The organism is Actinoplanes sp. NPDC000266, from assembly GCF_042899005.1.
Taxonomy (GTDB): domain Bacteria; phylum Actinomycetota; class Actinomycetes; order Mycobacteriales; family Micromonosporaceae; genus Actinoplanes.
Window position 1 is genome coordinate 230901 of record NZ_JBIAZI010000001.1, and the last position, 22292, is coordinate 253192.

18 protein-coding genes are annotated in these 22292 nt (G+C 72.1%); 11 read left to right on the plus strand and 7 right to left on the minus strand.

The window, feature by feature from the left end; all coding sequences use genetic code 11:
• The first annotated feature begins 2 nt into the window (after positions 1 to 2).
• Both ACFY36_RS01000 and ACFY36_RS01005 read left to right on the plus strand, forming a co-directional pair.
• On the plus strand, positions 3 to 2201 hold the full coding sequence (locus tag ACFY36_RS01000) for a helix-turn-helix transcriptional regulator (RefSeq protein WP_499743816.1): 2199 nt from the start codon (positions 3 to 5) through the stop codon (positions 2199 to 2201).
• A 2-nt stretch (positions 2202 to 2203) separates the two neighbouring features.
• Positions 2204 to 4795, plus strand: coding sequence for a LuxR C-terminal-related transcriptional regulator (locus ACFY36_RS01005; protein ID WP_499743817.1), 2592 nt, complete (start codon positions 2204 to 2206; stop codon positions 4793 to 4795).
• On the opposite strand, the gene ACFY36_RS01010 is transcribed toward ACFY36_RS01005, so the two are convergent.
• The 3 genes from ACFY36_RS01010 to ACFY36_RS01020 form a co-directional block, all read right to left on the minus strand.
• Positions 4782 to 6179, minus strand: a complete 1398-nt coding sequence (locus ACFY36_RS01010; RefSeq protein ID WP_499743818.1) for a glycerophosphodiester phosphodiesterase family protein — start codon at positions 6177 to 6179, stop codon at positions 4782 to 4784. The two genes, ACFY36_RS01005 and ACFY36_RS01010, sit on opposite strands and share 14 nt — an antisense overlap.
• Before the next feature lie 221 nt (positions 6180 to 6400).
• Positions 6401 to 8014 (minus strand): monocarboxylate uptake permease MctP, encoded by a 1614-nt coding sequence (gene mctP / locus ACFY36_RS01015; RefSeq protein ID WP_499743819.1) that lies wholly within the window; start codon positions 8012 to 8014, stop codon positions 6401 to 6403.
• A 1-nt stretch (position 8015) separates the two neighbouring features.
• Positions 8016 to 8216, minus strand: a complete 201-nt coding sequence (locus ACFY36_RS01020) for a DUF3311 domain-containing protein (RefSeq protein WP_499743820.1) — start codon at positions 8214 to 8216, stop codon at positions 8016 to 8018.
• A gap of 104 nt (positions 8217 to 8320) precedes the next feature.
• Here ACFY36_RS01020 and ACFY36_RS01025 point away from each other — a divergent pair, with 104 nt between their 5' ends.
• Complete coding sequence (locus tag ACFY36_RS01025; RefSeq protein ID WP_499743821.1) at positions 8321 to 8746, plus strand: peptidase inhibitor family I36 protein; 426 nt, start codon at positions 8321 to 8323, stop codon at positions 8744 to 8746.
• A 562-nt stretch (positions 8747 to 9308) separates the two neighbouring features.
• Entirely contained in the window at positions 9309 to 9527 is a 219-nt protein-coding gene (locus tag ACFY36_RS01030) for a hypothetical protein (protein ID WP_499743822.1), read from the plus strand.
• A gap of 6 nt (positions 9528 to 9533) precedes the next feature.
• Here ACFY36_RS01030 and ACFY36_RS01035 read toward each other — a convergent pair whose 3' ends face one another.
• Positions 9534 to 10871, minus strand: a complete 1338-nt coding sequence (locus ACFY36_RS01035) for a carotenoid oxygenase family protein (RefSeq protein WP_499743823.1) — start codon at positions 10869 to 10871, stop codon at positions 9534 to 9536.
• A gap of 90 nt (positions 10872 to 10961) precedes the next feature.
• Here ACFY36_RS01035 and ACFY36_RS01040 point away from each other — a divergent pair, with 90 nt between their 5' ends.
• Entirely contained in the window at positions 10962 to 11507 is a 546-nt protein-coding gene (locus tag ACFY36_RS01040; RefSeq protein ID WP_499743824.1) for a PadR family transcriptional regulator, read from the plus strand.
• 138 nt (positions 11508 to 11645) lie between these two features.
• The gene (locus tag ACFY36_RS01045) at positions 11646 to 14510 is read left to right on the plus strand and encodes an AfsR/SARP family transcriptional regulator (RefSeq protein WP_499743825.1); all 2865 of its coding nucleotides are present in this window, start codon (positions 11646 to 11648) and stop codon (positions 14508 to 14510) included.
• A gap of 5 nt (positions 14511 to 14515) precedes the next feature.
• Here the strand turns inward: ACFY36_RS01045 and ACFY36_RS01050 are convergent, their stop codons facing one another.
• Positions 14516 to 14947 (minus strand): cupin domain-containing protein, encoded by a 432-nt coding sequence (locus ACFY36_RS01050; protein ID WP_499743826.1) that lies wholly within the window; start codon positions 14945 to 14947, stop codon positions 14516 to 14518.
• A gap of 121 nt (positions 14948 to 15068) precedes the next feature.
• On the opposite strand from ACFY36_RS01050, the gene ACFY36_RS01055 reads away from it, so the two are divergent.
• Positions 15069 to 15533: a LuxR C-terminal-related transcriptional regulator gene (locus ACFY36_RS01055; RefSeq protein ID WP_499743827.1), complete on the plus strand. Its 465-nt coding sequence runs from the start codon at positions 15069 to 15071 to the stop codon at positions 15531 to 15533.
• The gene (locus ACFY36_RS01060; protein WP_499743828.1) at positions 15530 to 16156 is read left to right on the plus strand and encodes a helix-turn-helix transcriptional regulator; all 627 of its coding nucleotides are present in this window, start codon (positions 15530 to 15532) and stop codon (positions 16154 to 16156) included. The genes ACFY36_RS01055 and ACFY36_RS01060 overlap by 4 nt, the downstream gene beginning before the upstream one ends.
• On the opposite strand, the gene ACFY36_RS01065 is transcribed toward ACFY36_RS01060, so the two are convergent.
• On the minus strand, positions 16113 to 17015 hold the full coding sequence (locus ACFY36_RS01065; RefSeq protein ID WP_499743829.1) for an RNA polymerase sigma factor: 903 nt from the start codon (positions 17013 to 17015) through the stop codon (positions 16113 to 16115). The genes ACFY36_RS01060 and ACFY36_RS01065 overlap by 44 nt on opposite strands.
• A 94-nt stretch (positions 17016 to 17109) precedes the next feature.
• On the opposite strand from ACFY36_RS01065, the gene ACFY36_RS01070 reads away from it, so the two are divergent.
• Positions 17110 to 17871 (plus strand): GNAT family N-acetyltransferase, encoded by a 762-nt coding sequence (locus ACFY36_RS01070; protein WP_499743830.1) that lies wholly within the window; start codon positions 17110 to 17112, stop codon positions 17869 to 17871.
• Positions 17872 to 17923: 52 nt separating this feature from the next.
• Here the strand turns inward: ACFY36_RS01070 and ACFY36_RS01075 are convergent, their stop codons facing one another.
• Entirely contained in the window at positions 17924 to 18673 is a 750-nt protein-coding gene (locus tag ACFY36_RS01075) for a GNAT family N-acetyltransferase (protein WP_499743831.1), read from the minus strand.
• Between the two features lie 80 nt (positions 18674 to 18753).
• On the opposite strand from ACFY36_RS01075, the gene ACFY36_RS01080 reads away from it, so the two are divergent.
• Entirely contained in the window at positions 18754 to 20253 is a 1500-nt protein-coding gene (locus ACFY36_RS01080; RefSeq protein ID WP_499743832.1) for a long-chain-fatty-acid--CoA ligase, read from the plus strand.
• A gap of 65 nt (positions 20254 to 20318) precedes the next feature.
• Positions 20319 to 22268 carry an ATP-binding protein gene (locus tag ACFY36_RS01085; protein ID WP_499743833.1) on the plus strand — a complete coding sequence of 650 codons (1950 nt, stop codon included), beginning with the start codon at positions 20319 to 20321 and terminating at the stop codon, positions 22266 to 22268.
• The last annotated feature ends 24 nt before the right edge of the window (positions 22269 to 22292 follow it).

Below are 22292 nucleotides of genomic sequence, written 5' to 3' on the forward strand. Positions count from 1 at the left end.
CGGTGGACGAACGGATGATCGCGTTGCTCGGCGCCGCCCGCAGCCGCCCCATGTTCCTGGCGGTGCTCGGCGAGGCCGGCATCGGTAAGTCGACCTTGATGCGTGCTCTGGGGGCTTTCGCCGGCGATCGCGGCTTTCACGTCGTCGACCTGGCGCCGAACGACTTCCTGCGGACCCTCTTCACCGGCCACGCGGCCCCGCCGGCCGGATCGGCGGGACCGTACGACGTGTTACGCGCCTGGTCGGCTTCGGGCCGGCCGGTGGCGCCGGAGGACGAACCCGCGCTGCTGACCGGCATGGTTCTGGCCCTGGACCGCCTGGCCGCCGACGCGCCGGTGCTGATCCTCGTCGACCGCGCCGACGCCGCCGATCCGGAGTCGCGGCGGCTGCTCACCTCGCTGACCCGGCACCTGTCGGACGAGCGCGTCTCCGTGGTGCTGGCCGCGCGGGGCAGTGAACCGCCGGCGGGCATCGGTTCGGAGATCATCCGGTACGTGGTCCCGCCGCTGGACGAGACGGCGTCGGCCCGGCTCCTCGGCCCGCTGACCACCGGCCCCCGGCGTGAGGCCCTGCGCCTCGCCGCCGGAAACCCGATGGTCCTGCTCCGGCTCGCCGGCGCGCCCGTACGGACACCCCGGGAGTTCGCGGCGGTGTGCGCCGCCCTTCCGCCGGTGACCCGCAAGTTGCTGCGGCACGCGGCGCTGGCCGGGGAGAGCGAACCGGTGGACGTGCTGACCCGGGCCGGTGGCGGCGCCGGCGTCCAGGACTGGGAACCGGCCGAGGTCGCGGGTGTGGTCACCATCGCCGACGGCCAAGTGCGTTTCGCCCACCCTATTTTCCGCGAGCACCTGGCCGCGGGTTCCGCCGAATCGACGGTGCCGGCCGCCTACGAGGCCGGGGAGCCGTCGTGGGCGGTCGAGCTCCATCGCGACGCGCCGGCCGGCGGCCCGGAGGACGCGAGCGCCGGCTTCGCCCTGATCCAGCTGGGCCGCCCGGCCGCGGCCCTGGACCTCGCCCGCGACGCGATCCTCGCGACGGCGCCGGCCGGCGGAGAGGCGATGAGCCTGGCCGCGGTCGCGGCCACCGCCGTGATGGTCTCGGGCGACTACCGCCACTTCCGGCAACTGCCGGAACTGCTCGACCGGGTCGACGAGGGCCCGCTCACTCCGGACGGCCGGCCCGGTGCGGCCCGGCTGCTGTTCACCGGCACGGTCGCGTGGCGCTGGGACGACTCGGTCCGGGCCGCGGCCGACCTGGGCGCGGTCCGCCAGATCGGTCTCCGGGAGGGCACACCGGGCCCGGTCATCACCGCGCTGCCGCTGCTCATCCTGTCCCTGTTGGACGTCGGGCGCTGGCACGAGGCGGCCGGCCTGATCGACGAGGCCGAGAGCCTGGCCGCGGTCAGCGGCGCCGTGCTTCTGGCGTCGATGCTTCCGGCGCTGCGCGCCACGCTGCGGGCCTGGCGTGACCAGAGCGCGGCCCCGCCGGCTCCGGCCGCCACGGGCCTGGTCGCGGGCCTGAGCCATCGTGCGGCCGGGCTGGCCGCGCTCGCGGCCGATGAGCACGACGCCGCGTACGAAAGCTTCCTGGCCTTTCACGACAGTCATCCGGTGCTCGGCCCGCAGGCCCTGCCGCAGCTGGCCCAGGCCGCCGTCCGGACCGGCCGTACGGCCGAGGCCCGTGACCTCGTCGCCGCCGCCCGCCCCGCGAGCCGGCGGACCGCGATGCTCGCCGACCACGCGGCCGCCCTGCTCGACGGCTGCGAGGAGAGTTTCCGGCGGGCCATCGGTCACCCGGACGCCGGACGGCACTGGCCCCGGGAACACGCCGAGGCGCAGTTCTCCTTCGCCGTCTGGTTGCGGCGGCAGCGACGTCTGCGCGAGTCCCGGCCGTACTTCCAGGCCGCCCTCGACACGTTCCAGAGACTCGGCGCCCAGGCTCAGGCCGAGCAGGCACGCCGCTATCTTCCGGGGTCCGGCGTGCACGGGCCGGAGCCGGACGCGATTTTGGCCGCGCTGCCACCACAGAAGCGGCGGATCGCCCGGCTCGCCGCCAACGGGCTGAAGAACATCGAGATCGCCCAGGAGCTCAACGTCTCGCCCCGGACGGTCTCGTCGTATCTGCACGACATCTTCCCGCAGCTCGGCGTGGGCAGCCGGCATCAGCTCCGCGATCTGCTGGCCGCGAACCGGGGGGACTGACCATGACGGAGATCATCGGTCGTACGAGGGAACTGGCCCGGGTCGAGGAGCTGCTGCGCGGTGGTGGGGCGCTGGTCGTCACCGGCGACCGGGGCGCCGGCAAGTCCCGGCTGTTGACCGCGGCGGCGGAGCTCGCCCGGGACGGCGGCCGGCATCGGGTGGTACGCCTGCGCGGACCGGCCGATCCGCTGACGCTGATCCGGCAGATCCTGCTGGCGGTCCGGCGCGACCTGCCGGAGCTGGAAGGCGCCGATGCCCGGGCCGCGCTGGCCTTCCTCGGCCTGGCGCCCGGTGCGCGGACGAGCGACCCGGCCCGCATGACGCGGGACGTGCTGAGCGAGCTGGACCGGCGCCGTCCTCTGTTTATAACGGCCGACGACGCCGGTTCCCTGCCGGGCGAGCTCGACGGCGTGGTCCGGGCCCTTCTGCTCGCGGCCCCGGCCGGCCAGATCACGACCGCGCTGCCGACGCTCGCGTTGTCCCCACTCGGCGCCGGCGACTCGATCCGTCTGCTGGAGACCCGGCCGCACCCGCCGGCCGGCCGGGCCCGCGCCGCGATCGTGCGCCGCGCCGGGGGCAACCCGGCCGCGCTTCTCGAGCTGGGCGGTGGCGACGGGCCGCTCCGGCCGGCCTACGCCGCACGGATCGGCGATCTGCCCGAGCCGACCCGCCGGCTCCTGCTCCACCTGGCCGCCGCCACCGCGCCGCTGTTCGGCGGGCCGGTCCTGGGAGCGCCCGTCGACGCGCGGACCGTGGCCGCCGCCGCGGGGACGTCCGAACCGGTGTGGCCGGCCGATCTGGTCGTCCACGCGGGGAGCACTGTGGACTTCGTCCATCCGCTCGCCGCCGACGCCGCCTATCAGGCCGCCACCGCTCATCAGCGCGCGCGGGCGCACCGGGCTCTGGCCCGGCACCTGCCGGAGCAGAGCGCGATGCATCTCGGCGCGGCCACGTTCGGCCTGGACGAGATGGTCGCGGCCGATTGGGAGACCGCGGCCGGCGTCTTCCGGTCGCGCGACCAGCTGGTCGAGGCGGCCATCGCGATGGAACGGGCGGCCGACCGGTCCTCCTGCTCCGAGAGCGCGGCCCGGCGCCTGGCCCAGGCCGCGGCCGACACCGCCCGTCTCGGCGCGACGGACTGGACCGCCGACCTGAACGCGGTGGTCCGGCGGCTCACCGCCGACCCGGACCTCACCGCCCCGGCCGAGTTCACGGCGGCCGTGGCCCTGTCCCGGGCCGGCCGGCAGCACGACGCCTACGGCATCATCGCCGCCGCCCGCCGGGCCGGCCGGCGCACCAGCGTCGCCATGACGCGGCTGGCCGCCTCCATCGCGGCCATCTCCGGCCACGAGGAGCACCGGCGGTGTCTGGCCGGCATGCTGGCCGAGGTGGCGCCGGAGATCGACCCGGCCGACGTGGCCCTCATGCGGCTGCTCAGCGACCCGGCCGACCGCGCCGGAGGGCGTCTCGGGGAGATCACCCGGCCGCCCGGTCCCGGCGACGACCGGCGCACGCTGGCCGTGATGGGCACCATCGCCGCCCTGGAGGACCGTTCACGCCTCGCCGTCGACCTGCTGAGCGCCGTGGTCGAGCTCAACCCGGCGGCCGGGCGGCACAACACCGCCCTCGGCGCGACCGGGGAGATCGACACGGCCCTGGGCGACGTCGGGGAGACCAACCCGGCCCTGGTCGCCGCGCTGATCGACACGGGACAGGCCGATCGGGCCGAGCAGGTCGCCGACACGGTCGACACCTCGGGGCTGCCGGTGCTGCGGGCCGCGCTGGAGGCGTTGCGGGCGCAGGTGCAGGCGCTGCGGGGCGACGGCGCCGGGACGATGCGACTGGTTCGCGAGGCCTGGGCCCGGATCGACGTCGAGCAGCATCGGGCGATCCACGTCCGGCTGCTGCGCGCGGCCGGCCTCGCCGCCATGACCGGCGGCGAGCCCGACGACGCGTACCGCTATCTGCGCTCGATGTTCGACCGTGAGGGCCGGCCCCTCGAGCCGTTCCTGGCCGTGCGGGGGATCGCCGACCTGGTGTCGGCGGCCGTGCGCAGCGGGCACCGGGACGAGATCCAGCCGATTCTCGACGGCGTCCGGGCCTCGGCCCGGGCCGTGCCGAGCGTACGGCTGCGGCTGTTGCTGCACCGGGCCGACGCGCTGCTGGCCGAGGGCGACGAGGCCGAGGAGTCGTTCCGCCGCGCCGTCGCGGACGAGGCCGCCGCCGAGTGGCCGTTCGAGCTGGCCGTGGCCCAGCTCCACTACGGCGAGTGGCTGCGCCGGGCCCGCCGGCCGCGCGACGCCCGCGCCCAGCTCTCGGCCGCCGCCACGGCCTTCGGAAAGCTGGGCGCCGTGCGGCTGGCCGAATACGCGGCCCGGGAGTTGCGGGCGACCGGCCCGACGGCCCGGCCGGGGGTGCTGACACCCCAGGAGCAGCAGGTGGCCGAGCTCGCGGCGCGCGGGCTGCGCAACCGCGAGATCGCCGAGCAACTGTTCATCTCGGTCCGGACCGTGGGCGCCCACCTGAACAGCATCTATCCGAAGCTGGGCATCAGCGGCCGGCACCACCTGTCGGCCGCGCTCAGACCCGGGTGAACTCGATGTAGTCGAGGTTGAAGTTCTGGTACGCGGTGGCGTCGATCCGTACGAAGAAGGTGTGTTCACCCCGGGTCAGCCGCTTGGTGACGACCGGCTGCTCGGTGAAGGCGTTGTGCGAGGTGGTGGTGACCACGTCGACCGGCGCGGTGACGCCGCCGGCGCCGAAGTCGAGCGTGAAGCGGCCGGCCGGGCGGTAGGGCGAGGAGACCCGGGCCGTGATCCGGTAGTCGCCGGTGCGGGGCACGGTCACGTCGTAGCGCATCCATTCGCCGGCCCGGATCCAGCCGACCACGATGGCTCCGGCGTTGTCGCCGATGTCGACGCCTTCGTACTTGCGGGCGGCGCCGCCGCTGTTGGCGTCGTCAGCGTCGTGGTAGCCGACGTCCTTGCCCGCGGTGGAGTAGTCCTCGGCCTGCACCCGCACGGTGCCCTCGGGCAGGCTGGGCCATGCCCGCCCGCGGGACCGGGCCTGGAGCCAGTCGTTGAGGTTGTCCTCGTCGTCGGTCTGGATCATGTCGGCGCCGTGCCGGTCGACCACCGACGCCCAGCCCAGCGCCGGATCGCGCAGGGAGGCCTCGTCGGTGTAGCCGGCGGCCAGCCCGTACCACATGGTGTTGATCCAGACCCGGCTCGTGGCCCGCGCCCTGGCCACCGCGGCCGGCTGGATCTGCGGGTCGGTGAGACGATCGAAGATCAGCTCGTACGCCTGTGGCCGGCGCCCGGTGAAGGCGCCGACGTCGCCCGCGTTGCCGTCGTCGACCACGTGGCTGTAGAGGATCCGCGGGTCCTTCTCGAGGAAGGCGGTGACCTCGGCGACCGGGGCGCTGCTCTTGAACAGGCCCTGGCCGACCTGGCCGAGCTCGGCCAGCAGGTCGTAGATCTGGTCGCGGAAGGCCCACGCCTTGTCCAGGTTGACCAGGGTGCCGCCGCGGCGTACAGCCTGCATGGCCTCGCGCAGCGTGGGCACCGTGTCGCCGGTGACCGCGGCCTGGCCGCCGCCCAGCCCCTCCCGCAGGCGCAGCGCCTTGATCTGGGCGAGCGTGAGGTCGGCGACCCGGCCGGTGCCGTTGGTGGCGCGGTTGACGGTGTCGTCGTGCATGAGGACGAGTTCGCCGTCGCTGGTGCGCTGGACGTCGATCTCGACGATCTGGGCGCCGTGCGACACGGCCTGGGTGATCGCGCCGATCGAGTTCTCGGGCGCGCCGCGCCAGTAACCGCGATGCGCGGCGACCATCACGGGCGCGCCGGGGCCGTGGCGCAGGAGGAGCTTGCCGGGTGACTCCGCGGAATGGTGCCCGGCGGGCTGGTCGGCGTGGGGAACGGCCGCGATGGCGCCGGTCAGGGCCAGGACGGCCAGGCCGGCGAGTAGAGGGGTTCGCATGGCGACCAGTGTGGATCTTTGGTGCTGGACGCCGGGTTAACGAGGTTCGAACCCTTTGTTCTATTTGCCGGGTAAGGCGGACGGCCGGCGGTGGTGACCGCCGGCCGTCGTCGCGTCGCCGTCCTGTCCGCGCGAGGGGGCCCGGGCCGGACGGCGCGCCGGCGGCGCTATCCGAAGGCTCGTGCACCCCGGATCATCACCGCCGCAACGAAGTCAACCAGCTAGCTCTTTACAGCTACTGACTCCGGGATCCGGGCCGGCTCGCGGTCGGTCACGTAGTCCCCGGGCGCCGTCCCGTCGCCGCCGTCACGGACCCCGGCCGCCCGCAGGATCAGCGTGCCGGCCGTGGCGACGACCAGATTGACCGCGACGGCCAGGAAGCCCACGTACAGCGTCCGCGGCGAGTCGAAGCCGAGCTTGGACAGGGCGATGGCCGAGCCGCCGAAGTGCTCGTGCTTGGTGGCCGCGTTCGGCACCAGATAGAGCATCCACAGGCCGGCGCCCATGCCGGCCGTCCAGCCGGCGATCAGCGCGCCCTTGTGGAACCAGCGGGTGTAGAGGCCGATGCCGACCGACGGCAGCGTCTGCAGGATGATCACGCCGCCGATGAGCTGGAGGTCGATCGCGAACTGGGGGCTGATGCCGACCACGAACAGCAACGCGCCGAACTTGACCAGCAGTGAGGTGATCTTCGAGACGCGGGCCTCGCGGGCCGGCGAGGCTCCCTTGTCGAGGAACTCGACCCAGATGTTGCGGGTGAACAGGTTGGCCGCCGCGATGGACATGATGGCCGCCGGCACCAGCGCGCCGATGCCGATGGCGGCGAACGCCACCCCGGCGAACCAGGCCGGGAAGAGGCCGTCGAACAGCGCCGGCACGATGGTGTTGTTGTCGCCCAGCACGGGCTTGGTCCCGGCCGCGATCGCCGCATAACCCAGAAGAGCGATCAGACCCAGGGCCAGGCTGTACGCCGGCAGGGCCGCCATGTTGCGCTTGACGACTCCGCGGTCACGGCTGGCCAGGATGCCGGTGGCCGTGTGCGGATAGAGGAACAGCGCGAGCGCGGAACCGAGGGCCAGGGTGACGTAGTTCAGCTGATTGTTGGCGTTGAGCAGGATCCCGTCGCCCGGGGCGGCGCTGGCCTCGAACTTCGCCGAGGCCGCGTCGAAGATGCCGCCCCAGCCGCCCAGCTTGAACGGCAGGTAGATCACCGCGACGATGATGACCAGATAGATCAGGGCGTCCTTGACGAACGCGATCAGCGCCGGCGCCCGCAGCCCACTCGAGTAGGTGTACGCGGCCAGGATGGCGAAAGCGATCAGGATCGGCAGGTGCCGGGTGAAGCCGGACTCGCCGACCAGGCCCATCGTCTTGAGCGCGGCCTCGATGCCGACCAGCTGGAGCGCGATGTACGGCATGGTGGCGACGATGCCGGTGACCGCGACCAGCAGGGCCAGGGTCCGCGACTCGTAGCGCTTGCGGACGAAGTCGGCCGGGGTCACGAAGCCGTGCCGGTACGAGACCGACCAGAGGCGCACCAGCGCGAACATGACGAGCGGATAGACGATCACGGTGTACGGCACGGCGTAGAACCCGGTCGCACCGGCCGCGAAGAGCAGGGCCGGCACGGCGACGAAGGTGTACGCCGTGTAGATGTCACCGCCGAGCAGGAACCAGGTGATCCAGCCGCCGAAGCCGCGGCCGCCGAGGCCCCACTCGTCAAGGTGGTTCAGCGAGCCGGTGCGGCGCCAGCGCGACGCGGCGAAGCCGAGCGCGCTGACCCCCAGGAACAGCACGCCGAACACGATGATCTGGGTGAGATGGTCACGCCACATGTCAGCGCTCCCGCTTCGAGAGCCGGTAGACCAGCGTGGTCACCGCGACGACGAGGCCCACGAACGCGAGCTGAAGCCAGTAGAACAGCGGGAAGCCGCCCAGTCGCGGACCGTCGAAGTTGAACAGAAAGGTGGCCAGCGGAACAACCACCGGAATGGCGAGCAGCCAGTTCCATCGGCTGCGGTCATTGCTGTTTGTCATGCAGAACAAGAGTTCGGGCGGCTGCGGAAAGTTCGGGAAGTGACCCAGCTAACGCACGCGAAGAATTCAGTGTCAATAAAGTGGTCTCGGATAGTTTTCAGCTCATGAGAAAGCGATCGGCGATCAGTGGTGTGGTGGGTGCCGCTCTGGCCGTGGCCGGCGCGGTGGCGGTCACGCCGTCGGCCGCTCAGGCGGCCTGGACGTGCCAGCAGGGCTATGTCTGCTTCTACGAGCACTACGGCCTGAGCGGCAGCGTCGCCGTGCTGAAGGAACTGAGCCCGGCCAGCGGCAAGTACACGGGTCACGTCCAGGACTTCCGCAACTACACGTACACCAACGGTACGAACCTCAACGACTCCGCGTCGTCAGTGATCAACCTGAGCGGCCGCACCCTGCGGGTCTATTCGAACGGAACGTACAACAACACCGGGAACGGCGGCTTCCTCGACGTCCCCGCCGGTAAGTCGTCGGACATCAATTACAAGACCGGCACCTGCAACAACGACGCCGCGTCGTCGGCCGACTTCTAGTGATCTGGCGAAAAGGCGCCGCGACCTCGGGTCGCGGCGCCTTTTCGTGTGCCCGCTGCCTGTTCGGCGCCCCGCGTCTACACTGACGGCCCGGAAATTCGCCGACAGTGGACGGAGAGCGCGCGCGTGGCTTTGGCCCGATGGGTGAATCGGCTCCTGCCGCACGATCAGGACGCGGATGACCTGGAGCAGTTCGGTATGCCTCCGCTGTGGTCCCGGGTGCTGGCCCGAACCGTACGCCGGGACGTCACGAACACCGTCTGCTCGCTGCTGCCCGGAGTGGAGCGGACCACCGGAGCCACCTGGCTGTTCGCCTTCGAGAACCTGCTGGCGATGCGGGTCAGGGACATGGTCCGAGGCCTGGAGCCCGGGATTCCGAGAGGCGCCGCTGTCGTCCTGCCCGCCGACGAGAAGCCTCCCGGACGTTCCGGAGCGACTGCGCGGGCTACGAGAAATCTACGCCACGGCGTCGGAGGAGGTCCTTTCCGCGTACGGGACCTCGGCCTCGCGGATGCTGCAAAGGCAATCCCGCGTCGATGCCGTCATAAAGGTGGTGGACCGCATGGACGACCTTCCCTGGGGATCCTGGACGGCCTTCGCCGCGGTGGCCGCGATGCAGCATCACGGCGACATCCTTCCGATTCCCGGGCGCACGGCGTCCGAGAAGAAGGGCGCCGAACGCGACAAGGCGGAAGCAGCCGGCCTGGCCTTCACGCTCTCCCGGGCGATCACCATCGACACCGCCGTCGGCCTGATAGCCCGAGCCGGCGTCGAATACTGACCGGCTCTAAAGGTCGGCGATCCAGTTGCCGTGGAAGCCGAAGGGGACCCGGCTGGGCAGGTGGACCCGGGCGACCGGGTCGGCCGCGAGGTCGGCCGCGTCCAGCACGACCAGCTCGGCCCGGTTGACCGTCGCGTCGTGCACGACCGAGAGGATCCAGCCGTCGTCCTCGCTCGTGGCGCCCGGGCGGGGGACGAAGGCGGGCTCCATGGTGACCCGGCCGGCGCCGTACTCGTGCAGCGTGGTCGTGCCGGTCTCGGTGTCGACCTTGATCAGCGGGCCGGTGCCGAAGCCGCCGGCCGGGTCACGGTCGACGTCGTCGGTGATCTTGAGGCCGTGGGCGCTGAAGCCGGCGAACCATCCGTAGCGGTGCCGGCGGCCGGTCAGGGCCGGGTCGATCCGCGGGAACTCGACCCGGTAGTCGCTGATCAGCTCCTCCTTGACGGTCCCGCGAGCCGGGTCCACGGTCCATCGGGCCAGCTCCGGGGGAGTGTCACCCGGACCGCGGACGTCGTGGGCGAAGACCTCGCGGTAGCGCACCACGTCCATGGTCAGCGAGCCGTCGGCGTTGTCGAAGGCGTTCAGGACGTGGAAGACGAAGCCGCGCGGCGCCTCGACCCAGCGCACCTGCTCGGCCGTGCCGCCCGCCGGCATCACGCCGAGGCGCGGGGTGTGCTGGTCGTCCCAGGTGAACGGCAGGTCGGAGACCGGGAGGCCGGCCTTCATCCGGCGCTTGGCGGCGGCGAAGGTGACGGGCAGGTCGAGGATCACCACCCGCGTCTCGGTGAGGGCCATGTCGTGCACCATCGGCCCGTCCGGCACCTCGATGTCGGCCGTGTGGCCGAGCTTCCCGTCGGCGCCGAGCACCACGTAGCGGACCTCGCCGAAGCGCGGGTTGTACGTCATGGCGTGCATCTCGCCGGTGGCCGGGTCGACCTTCGGGTGGGCGGTGAAGCCGCGGCTGAGCGCGCCCTCGGCGTCCCAGACGGCCATCCGGGCCAGGTCGGGGCTGATCTCCACCGGCGGCTTGCCCGCCTCGATCAGGGTGAGCAGGCGTCCCGCGTGGCTCACGATGTTGGTGTTGGGGGCGCCGCGGTCGCTCTCGACGAAGCGGCTGCGGTACCACTCGGCCCGGCCCTCGCGCAGGCGGATGCCGTGGACCATGCCGGCGCCGCGGAACCAGTGGTGGGTGGCCGGGTCGACGCCGCCGCGCGGGTTGGGCCCGATGCGCAGGTAGCGGCCGTTCAGCTCGCGCGGCAGCTCGCCGGTGACGGACAGGCCGGTGGCGCTCACCTCTTCGCTGACCGGGGCGTAGTTGCCCGCTTCCAGATACCTGTTCTCCATCGCGTTCCTCCAAACGTCAGATTCGAAGGTACAGTTCAGATGTTCCAATCTGTAATATTGAGATTCCGACCGTCCGAACCAGGAGATCTCGTGCCGACCCCCCTCCCGATCAGCGCCTACGTCGTCCTCGGCCTGCTGCGCCGGCACGACGGCGCCACGCCGTACGAGCTCGACCAGCGCATCCGGCAGAGCATCGGCTACTTCTGGGTCTTCCCCCGCTCCCAGCTGTACGCCGAGGCCGACCGGCTGGTGCGGCGCGGCCTGATCGCCGAGCGGCAGGAGAACGACGGGCGCCGCCGCCGGACCCTGTCGCTCACCGGCGAGGGACGCGGCGAGCTGGACCGGTGGCTCGCCACCCCGACCGGCTCGGTCATGGAGATCCACGACGAGGGGCTGCTCCGGCTGTTCTTCCAGAACCCCGGCGACGACGGCGTCGCGGCCTCGATGACCCGGCTGGCCGAGGAGCAGATCGAGGCCCACGAGGGGCGGCTCGCGGAGTACGGCGAACTGGTCGCCTCCGGCCGCCTCCGGCCCGGGTCGCCGCAGCGGGCCACGCTCGAGGTCGGGCTGCGGCTCCAGCGCATGATGATCGGCTTCTGGAAAGAGGTCGCCGCGGAACCCCCGGCCGGGCTCTGACCAATACCCGACTCTTCTCGGCCCCGCAATGGCGCGAACGGCTGAAGGAACTCACGGCCCCCGCGTTGGCCCAGGTAGAGAAGCCGGACTCAGCGCGAGTCCAGACGTTGTCCATCGACCTGCCCGAAGGGACGCCGGTTGACCGAGCCCAGCGCGTTGCGCCTGCAAATCATGGGTCCCCTGCGGATCTGGCGGGACGGCACCGAACTCGACGCCGGCCCCCGGCAGCAGCGGTGCCTCCTGGCCCTGCTGATCGCTCAGGAGGGCCGGCCGGTCAGCATGACCGATCTGATCGACCTGATGTGGGGATCGGTCTCGCCGGTGAGCGCGATCAACGTCATTCACAAGTACGTCGGTGCGCTGCGCCGCCTCATGGAGCCCGACCTGACGCCGCGGTCGTCGGGCTCGTTCCTGGCACGGCACGACTCCGGCTACCGCTTCTCGGCCGGCCCCGGGACGCTCGACCTCGTCGCCTTCCGCCAGTCGGTGGCGGTGGCCAAGGAGCTCGCCGGCCGCGACCGGCCGGTGGAGGCGCTCGACCGCTACGTCGAGGCGCTCGATCTCTGTCAGGGATCGGCCGGCGACACCCTCGGCGACAGCGCCGCGGCCACGGCCACCTTCGCCGGCATCGACGGGGAGTTCTTCGACGCGACCGTGGCCGCGGCCGGCATCGCCCTCACCGCCGGCCGCCCGTCGCGGGTCCTGCCCGCGCTGCGGCTGGCCGCGAGGATGGGCCGCATGCAGGAACCCGTGCACGCGGCCCTGGTGACGACGCTGGCCGCCGCGGGTCATCAGGCCGAGGCGCTGGACGCGTACCGCAGCATCCGGGAGCGCCTCGCCGACGAGCTCGGCATCGATCCGGGACGCGAGCTTCAGGAGGCTCAGCAGCGGGTGCTGACCCAGGCGCCGCCGGTGGAGGAGAACGCGCCGCCGCCCACGCCCGCGCCCGCGCCGAGCCGGGCCCCGCTGATGCGGCCGGCCCAGCTGCCGCCGGACCAGCCGATGTTCGTGGGGCGCACGCACGAGCTCGAGGTGCTGCACGACCTCTTCCTCGAGATGCGGGACAGCCGCCGGACGAGCCCGATGGTGGTCGCGGTGGACGGGATGGGCGGGGTCGGCAAGTCGACCATCGTCACGCACTTCGCCCACCAGATCGCGGGCGAGTTCAGCGACGGCCAGCTCTACCTCGACCTCCGGGGCAACGAGGGCGAGGACGGCGGTGTGCCGACCAGCGAAGCACTGCGTTCCCTTCTGTACGCCCTGGGCCTGCGCGCCGCCGACGTGCCGGACACCTTCGACGCGCTGGTCGGCGCCTACCGCAGCCTGACCGCCGGCAAGCGGATCCTGGTCATGCTGGACGACGTGCGCGACGCCGCCCAGGTGCGCCCGCTGCTGCCCAACTCGGTCGACAGCCTGGTGCTGATCACCAGCCGGCGGCCGCTGGTCGGCCTGGCCGCCTCCGACGGCGCCCGGCTGTACCGGGCGTACGTTCCGGAGCTGCCGGACGCACGGGAGATCCTGGCGACGCGGCTCTCCACCCTGCGCAGCCGGCCGGAAGCCGACGCCGCCGTTCTCGACGAGATCATCGAGCTCTGCGGCCGCCTGCCCCTGGCCCTGGCCATCCTGGCCGCACGATTGTGCGTACGGCCGACGTTGTCGCTGACGACGGTGGCGGCCGAGCTGCGCGACGGCGTGCGGCGGCTCGAGGCCTTCCCCGAGGGCCGCGGGGTCACCGATCCGCGCACGGCTTTCTCCTGGTCGTACCGCCAGCTCAGCCCGGGGGCGGCCCGGCTCTTCCGGCTGCTGTCGGTCGGGCTGACCCCGGGTATCACCCTCGAAGCCTGCGTCAGCCTGTCCGGTCACGATCCGCAGCGGACGCGGGCCGAGCTGGACGAGCTGAGGGAGGCCGCGCTGGTCACCGAGGGCGAGGGTGGCTGCTTCACCTCGCATGTGCTCGTCCGGGCGTACGCGGAAGAGCTCTTCAAAGAGACCGATCCGGTGGCCGAGCAGCGGGCCGCCGTGACCCGCCTGCTCCAGTACTACCTGCACAGCAGCTTCAACGCGCAGGTCGTGCTGGAGCCGAACCGGCCGCCGATCGCGCCCGCGCCGGCGGCGCCGGGCGTGCGACCGGAACGGCCCGGCTCGTACGACGAGGGCATCGACTGGTTCGCCCGCCACCGGGCCGTGCTCCAGGAGGCGGTCCGGGTGGCGGCCGACCTCGGCTACGGCATCGTCCCGTGGCAGCTGGCCCTCACCATGCAGCAGTACTTCGAGTGGTTCGGCTACTTCCAGGACTGGGAGGACGTCATGCGGTTCGCGCTGCGGGCCGCGCGTGAGCAGGACGACGTGATCGGTGAGGCGCACGTGCTGCGCAGCCTGGCCGGCGCGCGCTGGTTCTTCGACGCCAACGAGGAGGCCCTGGCCCTGCTGTCGGCCGCGCTGGAGGTCTACGTGAGCCACGGGATGCTGCTGGAACAGGCCCTCACGTACATCAACTTCTATTCGGTGCACGCGGCGCTCGGGGACGAACAGCGCGCGCTGGAGTCGGCCGAGACCGCCGTGAAGCTGTGCCGCGAGGCCGGCAACGACAAATCGGAGGCGCTCAGCCTGGGCTACGTGGGAAAGGCATTGACCAGGCTCGGCCGGTACGGCGAAGCGGCCACCGTGCTGCGGGAGGCGCTCGATCTCAACCTGCACGGTGGCCGCCGGCACGTGGAGGCGATGATCCGGGTCGCCGTGGCCGCCAACCTCGTCAAGCTGGGCCGCACCGGTGACGCGGTGGACGAGCTGAAGCGGGCGGTCGAGGCGGCCCGCTCGGTCGGGCAGGGTCCCTACCACTTCGAGGCGTTCCGCAGCCTGTCCGAGCTGCTGCTCACGATGGGCGACCGGTACGGGGCGCGCGAGGCGTGCCGTCAGGCGAGTGAGGTGCTCGAACGGTTCCAGGGCGGCGGCCCACGGCACATGCAGGCCGGGCTGGAGAAGCTCGCAGCCCGGCTGGCATGACCCGCTTATTGGAACGCGCAGCCCGGGTTGGGTGCGTCGACCGACAGCGGGGACCCGGTCGGGAGGACGTACAGGACCTCCAGGATGACCGGGACCTTGCCGCGGTTGACGCCGATGTGCACGTTGTCGTCGCCGCTGGGCTCCTGGATGAAGCTGCCGCGCTTGTAGACGCCGTCGGAGGCGCAGGTGGCGTCGAAGTGGCTGAGGGTGCCCTGCTTGACCCAGCCGTAGAGCTCGCCCTTGTGGTAGTGCCAGCCGGTGGCCTGACCGGCCGGGATGGTGATCTCCCGCAGGATGTAGTCGGTCGTGCCGACCGTGCGCTGCGAGATGATCGTGCCGACGACGCCGGGACCGGCCGGCGTGGCCTGCGCGGGGGCGGCGACGGCGAGCGAGGCGACGGCGGCCAGGCCGGCGCCGAGCAGCATCTGCTTCTTCAAGACTTTTCCTTTCGTACGGGTGGAACCGACATTAGGCATCGGCGCTTACCAGACAATTGACTTCCACTTGACGCCGGTCGATTCAGTAATCGTCAATAAGCGGCAACTACGGTCGGTCGTCATGTCATGCGTCGCTGTCGTGGTGATGAATTGGCCGGCGAACGGGATCCCGGATCTGCCGCCGGATTCGCGGGCCGTGCTCCTTTGTGACCCGGACGACCCACCCGCCCTGGAACCGGCCGTGCGGGCCGGCGCGCGCGGTTTCCTGACCCTCGACGCCGAGCCCGACGACGTGGTGCTCGCCGTCGAGGCGGTGCGGCACGGCGGCCTCTACATCGCCCACGAACTGCTCGGCACTCTCACGTCGGTTTCCCAGCGGCGCCGCCAGGAGCTCGCCGATCGTGAGGTCGAGGTGCTGCGCTGGGTGAGCGAGGGCCTGACGAACGAGCAGATCGGTCTGCGCATGCGCCTCAGGACCCACACGGTCGCGTCCTACCTGCGGCAGCTGAGAAGCAAGCTGAACGCCGCGACCAAGGCCGAGCTGACCGAGCGCGGCGTCGAGCTCGGCTACCTGGCGTCCCGATGACGGCCGGCGCCCTGAGTGTGGCCGTCGTGTCGGCGTCCGAGGAGGTCCGGGCCGGGCTGTTGGAGCTGGCGTCCGGGGTGCCGGGCATGACCGTGAGCGTCGTGCTCTCCTCGGTCGCTCAGCTGCATCCGCCGCCGGCCGGTCCTCCGCTGGCGATCGTCGACGTCTCGCGGCTGCACGGCCGGTCCGTCGACGGCTCGTTCTGGTCGATGCTGCCGTGGCGGACCCGGGTGGTCCTCGTGTGCCGGCCCGGCGAGCCACCGTTGCTCGCCGACGCGGTCGTCGCGGGCGTACGGGCGATGATCCTGCCCGACAGCAGCCGCCATGAGCTGGGCGTCGCCGTCGAGGCGGCCGCGCTCGACCATGTCTACATCTGCCCGCGCCTGGTGGGTGCGTTGTTCGAGGCCACTCCGGACACCGGCGTCCGGCTGTCCGAGCGGGAGATCGAGACGCTCCGGCTGGTCGCCGACGGCCTGAGCAACCCGATGATCGGGCAGCGGATGGGCGTGGCCACGATGACCGCCGTCGGTTACATCGGGCGGGTGCGGCGCAAGTTGAACGCCGAGAACAAGAAGGACCTCACCGCGCGCGGGATCGAGCTGGGTTATCTGTCGCCCAGATGAGCCGTACGTGCTGAACCTGCCCTTCGAGCTCCCGCAACATCCAGGTGCCGGTCGTGGTCTCCCAGACCGTGAGGTCCGGACCGGCCACCACGCCCGACAGGTGGTGGCGCGTGCCGGCGGCGTGGTCCCGGCCCAGACGGCTCAGCAGCGATCCGAGCCCGATCGTGAGGTCGCCGTCCGGCCACGACACGACCGCGTGCGCCGCCCACCGCCGGCGGACCGAGGACGGCGGCGTGCCGTCGGCCACCGCGGCCAGAATGGCCACGGCCTCCTCGCGACGCTCGGCGGTGACCGCCGCCGAATCCTCGTGGCGTTCGTCGCGCACCTGCGGAAGCAGGACCGTGAGCTGCCGCCGGGCCTCGCTCAGCCGGCTGCGGACCGTGCCGACCGGGATGCCGCACAGCTCGGCGATCTGCTCGTAGGAGTTGCGCTCGGTGAAGTAACGCAGCACCGCGACCTCCCGGACGGCCGGGGACAACCGGCGCACCGCGTGCCGCACCCAGTCGCGTTCGGCGTCCCGGTCGAGGACGGCGTCGGGGGTGACGGGATCGGCCACCCCGAGGGCCTTCTCCAGCGTCACCGGCCGGCGGGCGCGCAGGCGCGTCCGGCAGTTGTTCCGCACGATCATGTGCAACCAGGCCCGGACGGCGGCCGGGTCGCGCAGGTCCCCGATCCGGGACAGCGCGGTCATCGCGGCGTCCTGGCAGGCGTCCTGAGCGTCCGGCCCCGGCCCGAGGATCTGCGTGGCGACCGCCTCCATGCCGGAGTAGTGCGCCTCGAACAACGCGGCCAGGCCGGCCTGGTCACCCTGCTGGGCCGCGTGGACGAGCGAGGAGGTCTGCGATTCGGTCAACAGCATGGCGGCAAAGCTAAAGAGCGACGGTGAAGAATTTCTTTACGCACCGATCGAACTTCGCCTTCGGCGGCCGCGTCCGGATCGTGTGGAGATTCCCATGAACTTCTTGCCCGACCGGCTCGCCTCGGCCTGGGCCGGCGCCGTGCAGCATTTGGCCCAGGCCACACCGAAGGGCTGGCGCGCCGAGCGGAACGGCACCGGCGCGGTCGTGACGCGCGCGGCCGTGGCGTCGCTCAACGCGGCGTACAGCGTCGATCAAGAGCCCGATCGGGAAGCGCTCGACGAGATGGCCCGTCAGGTGAGCGTGCTCGGCATCCCGTGGTCGATCATCGTTCGGGCGGGTGCGGCCGATGCCGCGGCCGGTCTCGCGGCCACGTACGGATTGACCGCCCGGGCCAGGCTGCCGCTGATGACGTGTTCCGCCGCCATGGCGGTGCTCACGGCGGACCCGGAACAGCTTTCCCTCGTACGGCCGGTCGGCTCCGGCCGCAGCGACGCCTACACCGAGGCGCTGACGGCCGGCTTCCAGGCGCCGGCCGGCACCTTCGGGTCGCTGATGGGCGGGGGAGTGCTCGACATACCCGGCTGGACCGGCTATCTGGCCGAGATCGACGGCCGCCCGGTCGCCACCGGCCTCGGCGTGTGCGGCCCCGACGTGATCGGGGTCTTCAACGTCGCTGTCGATCCCTCCGCCCGGGGCCGGGGCCTGGGCCGGGCGATGACGGCCCGGATCCTGGCCGACGGCTTCGCCACCGGGGCCGCCGAGGCCTATCTGCACCCCTCGACGGCCGCCCGGCCGCTGTACGAATCGATGGGCTTCCGCGTCATCGAGACGTGGACCGAGTTCACCGCGATATAGAACCGCCATAGGGAGACGGGGCCGCCGGGATCTCCCGGCGGCCCCGTCGTGCTCAGAAGGCGAAGACCCGGTACCGGCTCACGGTCTCGAAGCCGATGCGGCGGTAGACCGGCTCGCCCTCGGGCGTCGACTGGAGGGTGGCGGTCCGGTGGCCGGCGGCGCGGGCGATGCGCAGGGCGACCAGGGTCAGCTCGGTGGCGATCCCGCGGCGGCGGAACGCCGGGTCGGTGGCGATGCAGTACAGCGCGGCCACGTCGGTGCCGAGCGACAGCGTGCACGTGCCGGCGATCCGGCCGTCCAGGTAGCCGGCCAGGCGGACGACGTCGGGATAGGCGAAGTCGAGCTCCCGCTCGACGACCGGGCCGAGGTCACCCTCGATGCCGAGCGGGCCCGCGTACGTGCCCACGTACTCGGTGATCTCGGCCCGGCCGGTCACCGGGCGCGTCTGGAGCCCGGCCGGCGGCTCGAAGCCGGGAAGCCGTGTGACGTCGATCGCCATGATCGGCAGGTCGGCGATCTGCGTGGCGCCCAGGGCCTCGAGCCCTTCGGCGGTGCCGTCGTCGCTGTCGGCGCCCACCCACCACGCCCAGGCGGAGCCGGCCAGTCGCTGCTTGGCGATGTCGAAGGCCTGGTCGAGCGGCTGGCTGCGCACCCGCAGAACGCCGTTGAGCAGCGGATACGCGATGTCGGTGCGGTAGATCGGCAGGTCGCCGTCGGGCTCGGCGCCTCCGGACGGGCCGGCCCAGCCGGTCCAGTAGCGGCGGTTGGCCGCGAGTTGCGGTTCCAGATCGTGGATGGTCATGCCTTTCCGGAGTTTTTCGGCGGCCGCAAAGTTCGAGAGGGTCAACTTTTTCTCCAGAGCCCCGGCCTAGCGTTCCGGCCATGCTCAATTTGTCGATGGTCCTGGAGGACAGCGCCCGGAACCACCCGGAGCACGCCGCGGTCGTCTGGGCCGGGCGCACGTGGACCTACGCCGAGGTCGACGCCGAGGCCAACCGGGTCGCCGATCTGCTGGCCGCCCATGGCGTCGAGCCGGGCGACCGGGTGGCCCTGTCCTGCCCCAACCTGGCCTGGTACCCGATCGTCTACTACGGGGCCTTGAAGGCCGGCGCCGTCGTGGTGCCGGTCAACGTCCTGCTGAAGCGGCAGGAGATCGCGTACCAGCTGGCGGACTCCGGAGCGAAGGCGTTCTTCTGCTTCGGCCCGACGGCCGGATCGGAGGGGCGGGCCGCCTTCGAGATGACGTACGGCTGCGAGCACTTCTTCGCGATCGGCGAGGAGGGACTGGAGAGCCTCGCCGACTGGTCGCCGGTCTTCGAGACGGTGCTGCGGAGCGAGATCGACCCGGCGATGATCCTCTACACCAGCGGCACCTCGGGCCGGCCCAAGGGCGCGGTCCTTTCGCACTCGAACCTGCTGTTCAACGTCACCGCGGCCGACATGCTGCTGAGCAACTCGCCCCGTCGTGACGTACATCTGGTGGTCCTGCCGTTGTTCCACTCGTTCGGCACCACCGTCAACCTGAACGCGGGTTTCGCCAGCGCCTCGACCCTCGTGATGATGCCGAGGTTCGACGCCGCGGCCGCGCTCGAAGCCCTGGTGAAGCACGAGGTCACGTTCTTCGCCGGTGTGCCGACCATGTACTGGGCCCTGCTCAATGCCCTGGACGACGGCGTCGACGCCGAGGCCGTGGGCCGGAACCTGCGGGTCGCGGTGTCGGCCGGGTCGGCGCTGCCGGTGACGATCATCGAGGAGGTCCGGAAGCGGTTCGGCGTGACCGTCCTCGAGTCGTACGGCCTGTCGGAGACCTCGCCCGCGGCCACGATCACCCGTCCCGGCGAACCGCCCCGGCCCGGTTCGGTCGGCGTGCCGATCTGGGGCGTCGACGTCAAGCTGGTCGACGAGAACGACGTCACCGTCGAGGGGCCGGACCGGATCGGCGAGATCGTCATCCGCGGGCACAACGTCATGCTCGGCTATCACCACCGGCCCGAGGAGACCGCGCACGCCCTGCGCGGCGGGTGGATGCACACCGGCGATCTGGGCCGGCGCGACTCCGACGGCTGGTACTACCTGGTCGACAGGCTGAAGGACATGATCATCCGGGGCGGGTACAACGTGTACCCGCGTGAGATCGAGGAGGTTCTCGCGCAGCACCCGCAGGTCTCGATGGCCGCGGTCATCGGCGTGCCGGACCCAGCTCTCGGCGAGGAGATCAAGGCCGTCGTCGTCCGCCGCCCGGGGGCCACCGTCACCGAGGAAGAGCTGGTGGCGTGGGGCCGGGACCGGATGGCCGCGTACAAATATCCGCGCATCGTCGAGTTCACCGGCGCCATCCCTCTCACGGCCACCGGGAAGCCGTTGAAGCGGGCGCTGCGGTAGGCGTCACTCCGGATGTCGTCACATGACAGATGAGAGCGGGAGCGCTCCCGTCCTACGGTCCGACTGTGACTGATGCCGAAACGGTTCGCCTCCAGATTCTCGGTCCGCTGCGGGTGTGGCGCGGCGACACGGAGCTCGACGCCGGGCCGCGTCAGCAGGCGTACCTGCTCGCGCTCCTGCTCGCCCGCCCGGGACGACCGGTCGCCACGAGCGAGCTGGTCGACCTGGTCTGGGGCGACGGCGCCCCGGTCAGCTCGCTGAACGTCATCCACAAGTACGTCGGGGCCCTGCGCCACATCATGGAGCCCGGGCTGGCCGCCCGGAAGGAAGGCTCGCACCTGACCCGGCGGGGGAGCGGATATCTGTTCGACGTGGGACCGGCGATGCTGGACCTGGTGACCTTCCGGCACCTGGTCGGGCAGGCCGTGGCCGCACTGACCCTCGAGCGGCCGGCGGCCGCCCTGGACCACTACGAGGCGGCGCTGCGGCTCTGGCACGGCCCGGCCGGTGAGGGGCTGACCGGTGGGCCGGACGCGATGGCGATCTTCGCCGGGGTCAACGGCGAGTTCTTCGACGCCTGCGTGGCGGCGGCCGGCCTCGCGGTGCGGCTGGGCCGGCCCGAATCGGTGCTGGCGCCGCTGCACCTGGCCGCCTCGATGGCTCCCCTGCACGAGCTGGTGCAGGCGAGCCTGATCACCACCCTCGGCGCGGCGGGACGGCCGGCCCAGGCGGTGACGCTGTTCGGCGCTGTGCGCACCCGGCTCGCCGACGAGCTCGGCATCGACCCCGGACAGCCGTTGCAGCAGGCGTACCTGCGGGTGCTGAACCAGCCGCCGGCACCCTCGCCTGAGGTGCCGGCGCCGGCACCGGCGAGCACAGTCGGCCGGGCCGCGGAGCTCGCCGTGCTGGAGCGGACGGTGGCGGCGGCGACCGCGGGCGCCAGCTCCCTCGTGCTGGTGCAGGGCGAGCCCGGGGTGGGCAAGACCTCGTTGCTCGAGGAGGCGGCCGCGCGGGCCGAGAGGGCCGGCGTGCTGGTCGTGTGGGGCCGGTGCATGGAGAGCGAGGGCGCGCCGTCGATGTGGCCGTGGACGCAGGTGGTGAGTGCGCTGACCGGCGAGATGCCCGCCGCCCCCGGCCTCGAACGGTTGATGGAGCCGCTGGGCGCGGCCGGTGCACCCGACAGCGGCGCCCGGTTCCGCCTGTTCGAGCAGGTCGTGGCCTTCATCGCCCAGGCCGCGGGCCGGCGGCCGATCATGATCGTGGTCGACGATCTGCACTGGGCCGACGCGTGCTCGCTGGAGCTCTTCAGTCACCTGGCCGCCTCCTCGCCGGCGGCCACGATGATCCTGGGCGCGCTGCGCGACCGCGCGCCCGAGCCGGCGCCGGAGCTGTCGCGGATGCTGGCCGCCGTGGCCCGGCGGCCCGATCACCGCCGGATCCGGCTCGGCCCCCTCGGCCCGGCCGACGTCGCCGAGCTGGTCCGCCGGGAGACCGGTCGGGAACCGGGCGACGACGACGTCCGGCGGCTGCACGCCCGCACCGCGGGCAACCCGTTCCTGGTCCGGGAGCTCTCCCGGTGGCCGGACACCCAGGCCGGCGTGCCGTCGACGGTGCGCGACGTCGTCCGCGACCGGATGGCCGGCCTCGACGAGTGCACCCGGCGCCTGGTCCGGACGGCCGCGCTGATCGGTGAACAGGGCGACATCGGCCTGCTCGCGCGGGCCGCCGGTGTCGACGTGAAAGCCTGTCTCGACCGCCTGGAGGTGCTGGAGGCGCTCGCCCTCCTCGGGCAGGTCCGCACCGACCCGTACTCGTTCCGCTTCCGGCACGACCTGGTTCGCGAGTCGGTCGTCGCGTCCACCCCGCTGCGGCAGCTGACCCGCCTGCACCTGAGCATCGCCGAGGCGCTCGACGACGGGAGGCAGGTGCTGGGGTCCGCGGCCGAACGGCTCGCCCATCACCGGTGGTCGGCCGGTCCACTCGGCATTCACTCGTCATCAAGAAGCGCCGCCTAGTTTTCGCTCAGCACATTCGTGAAG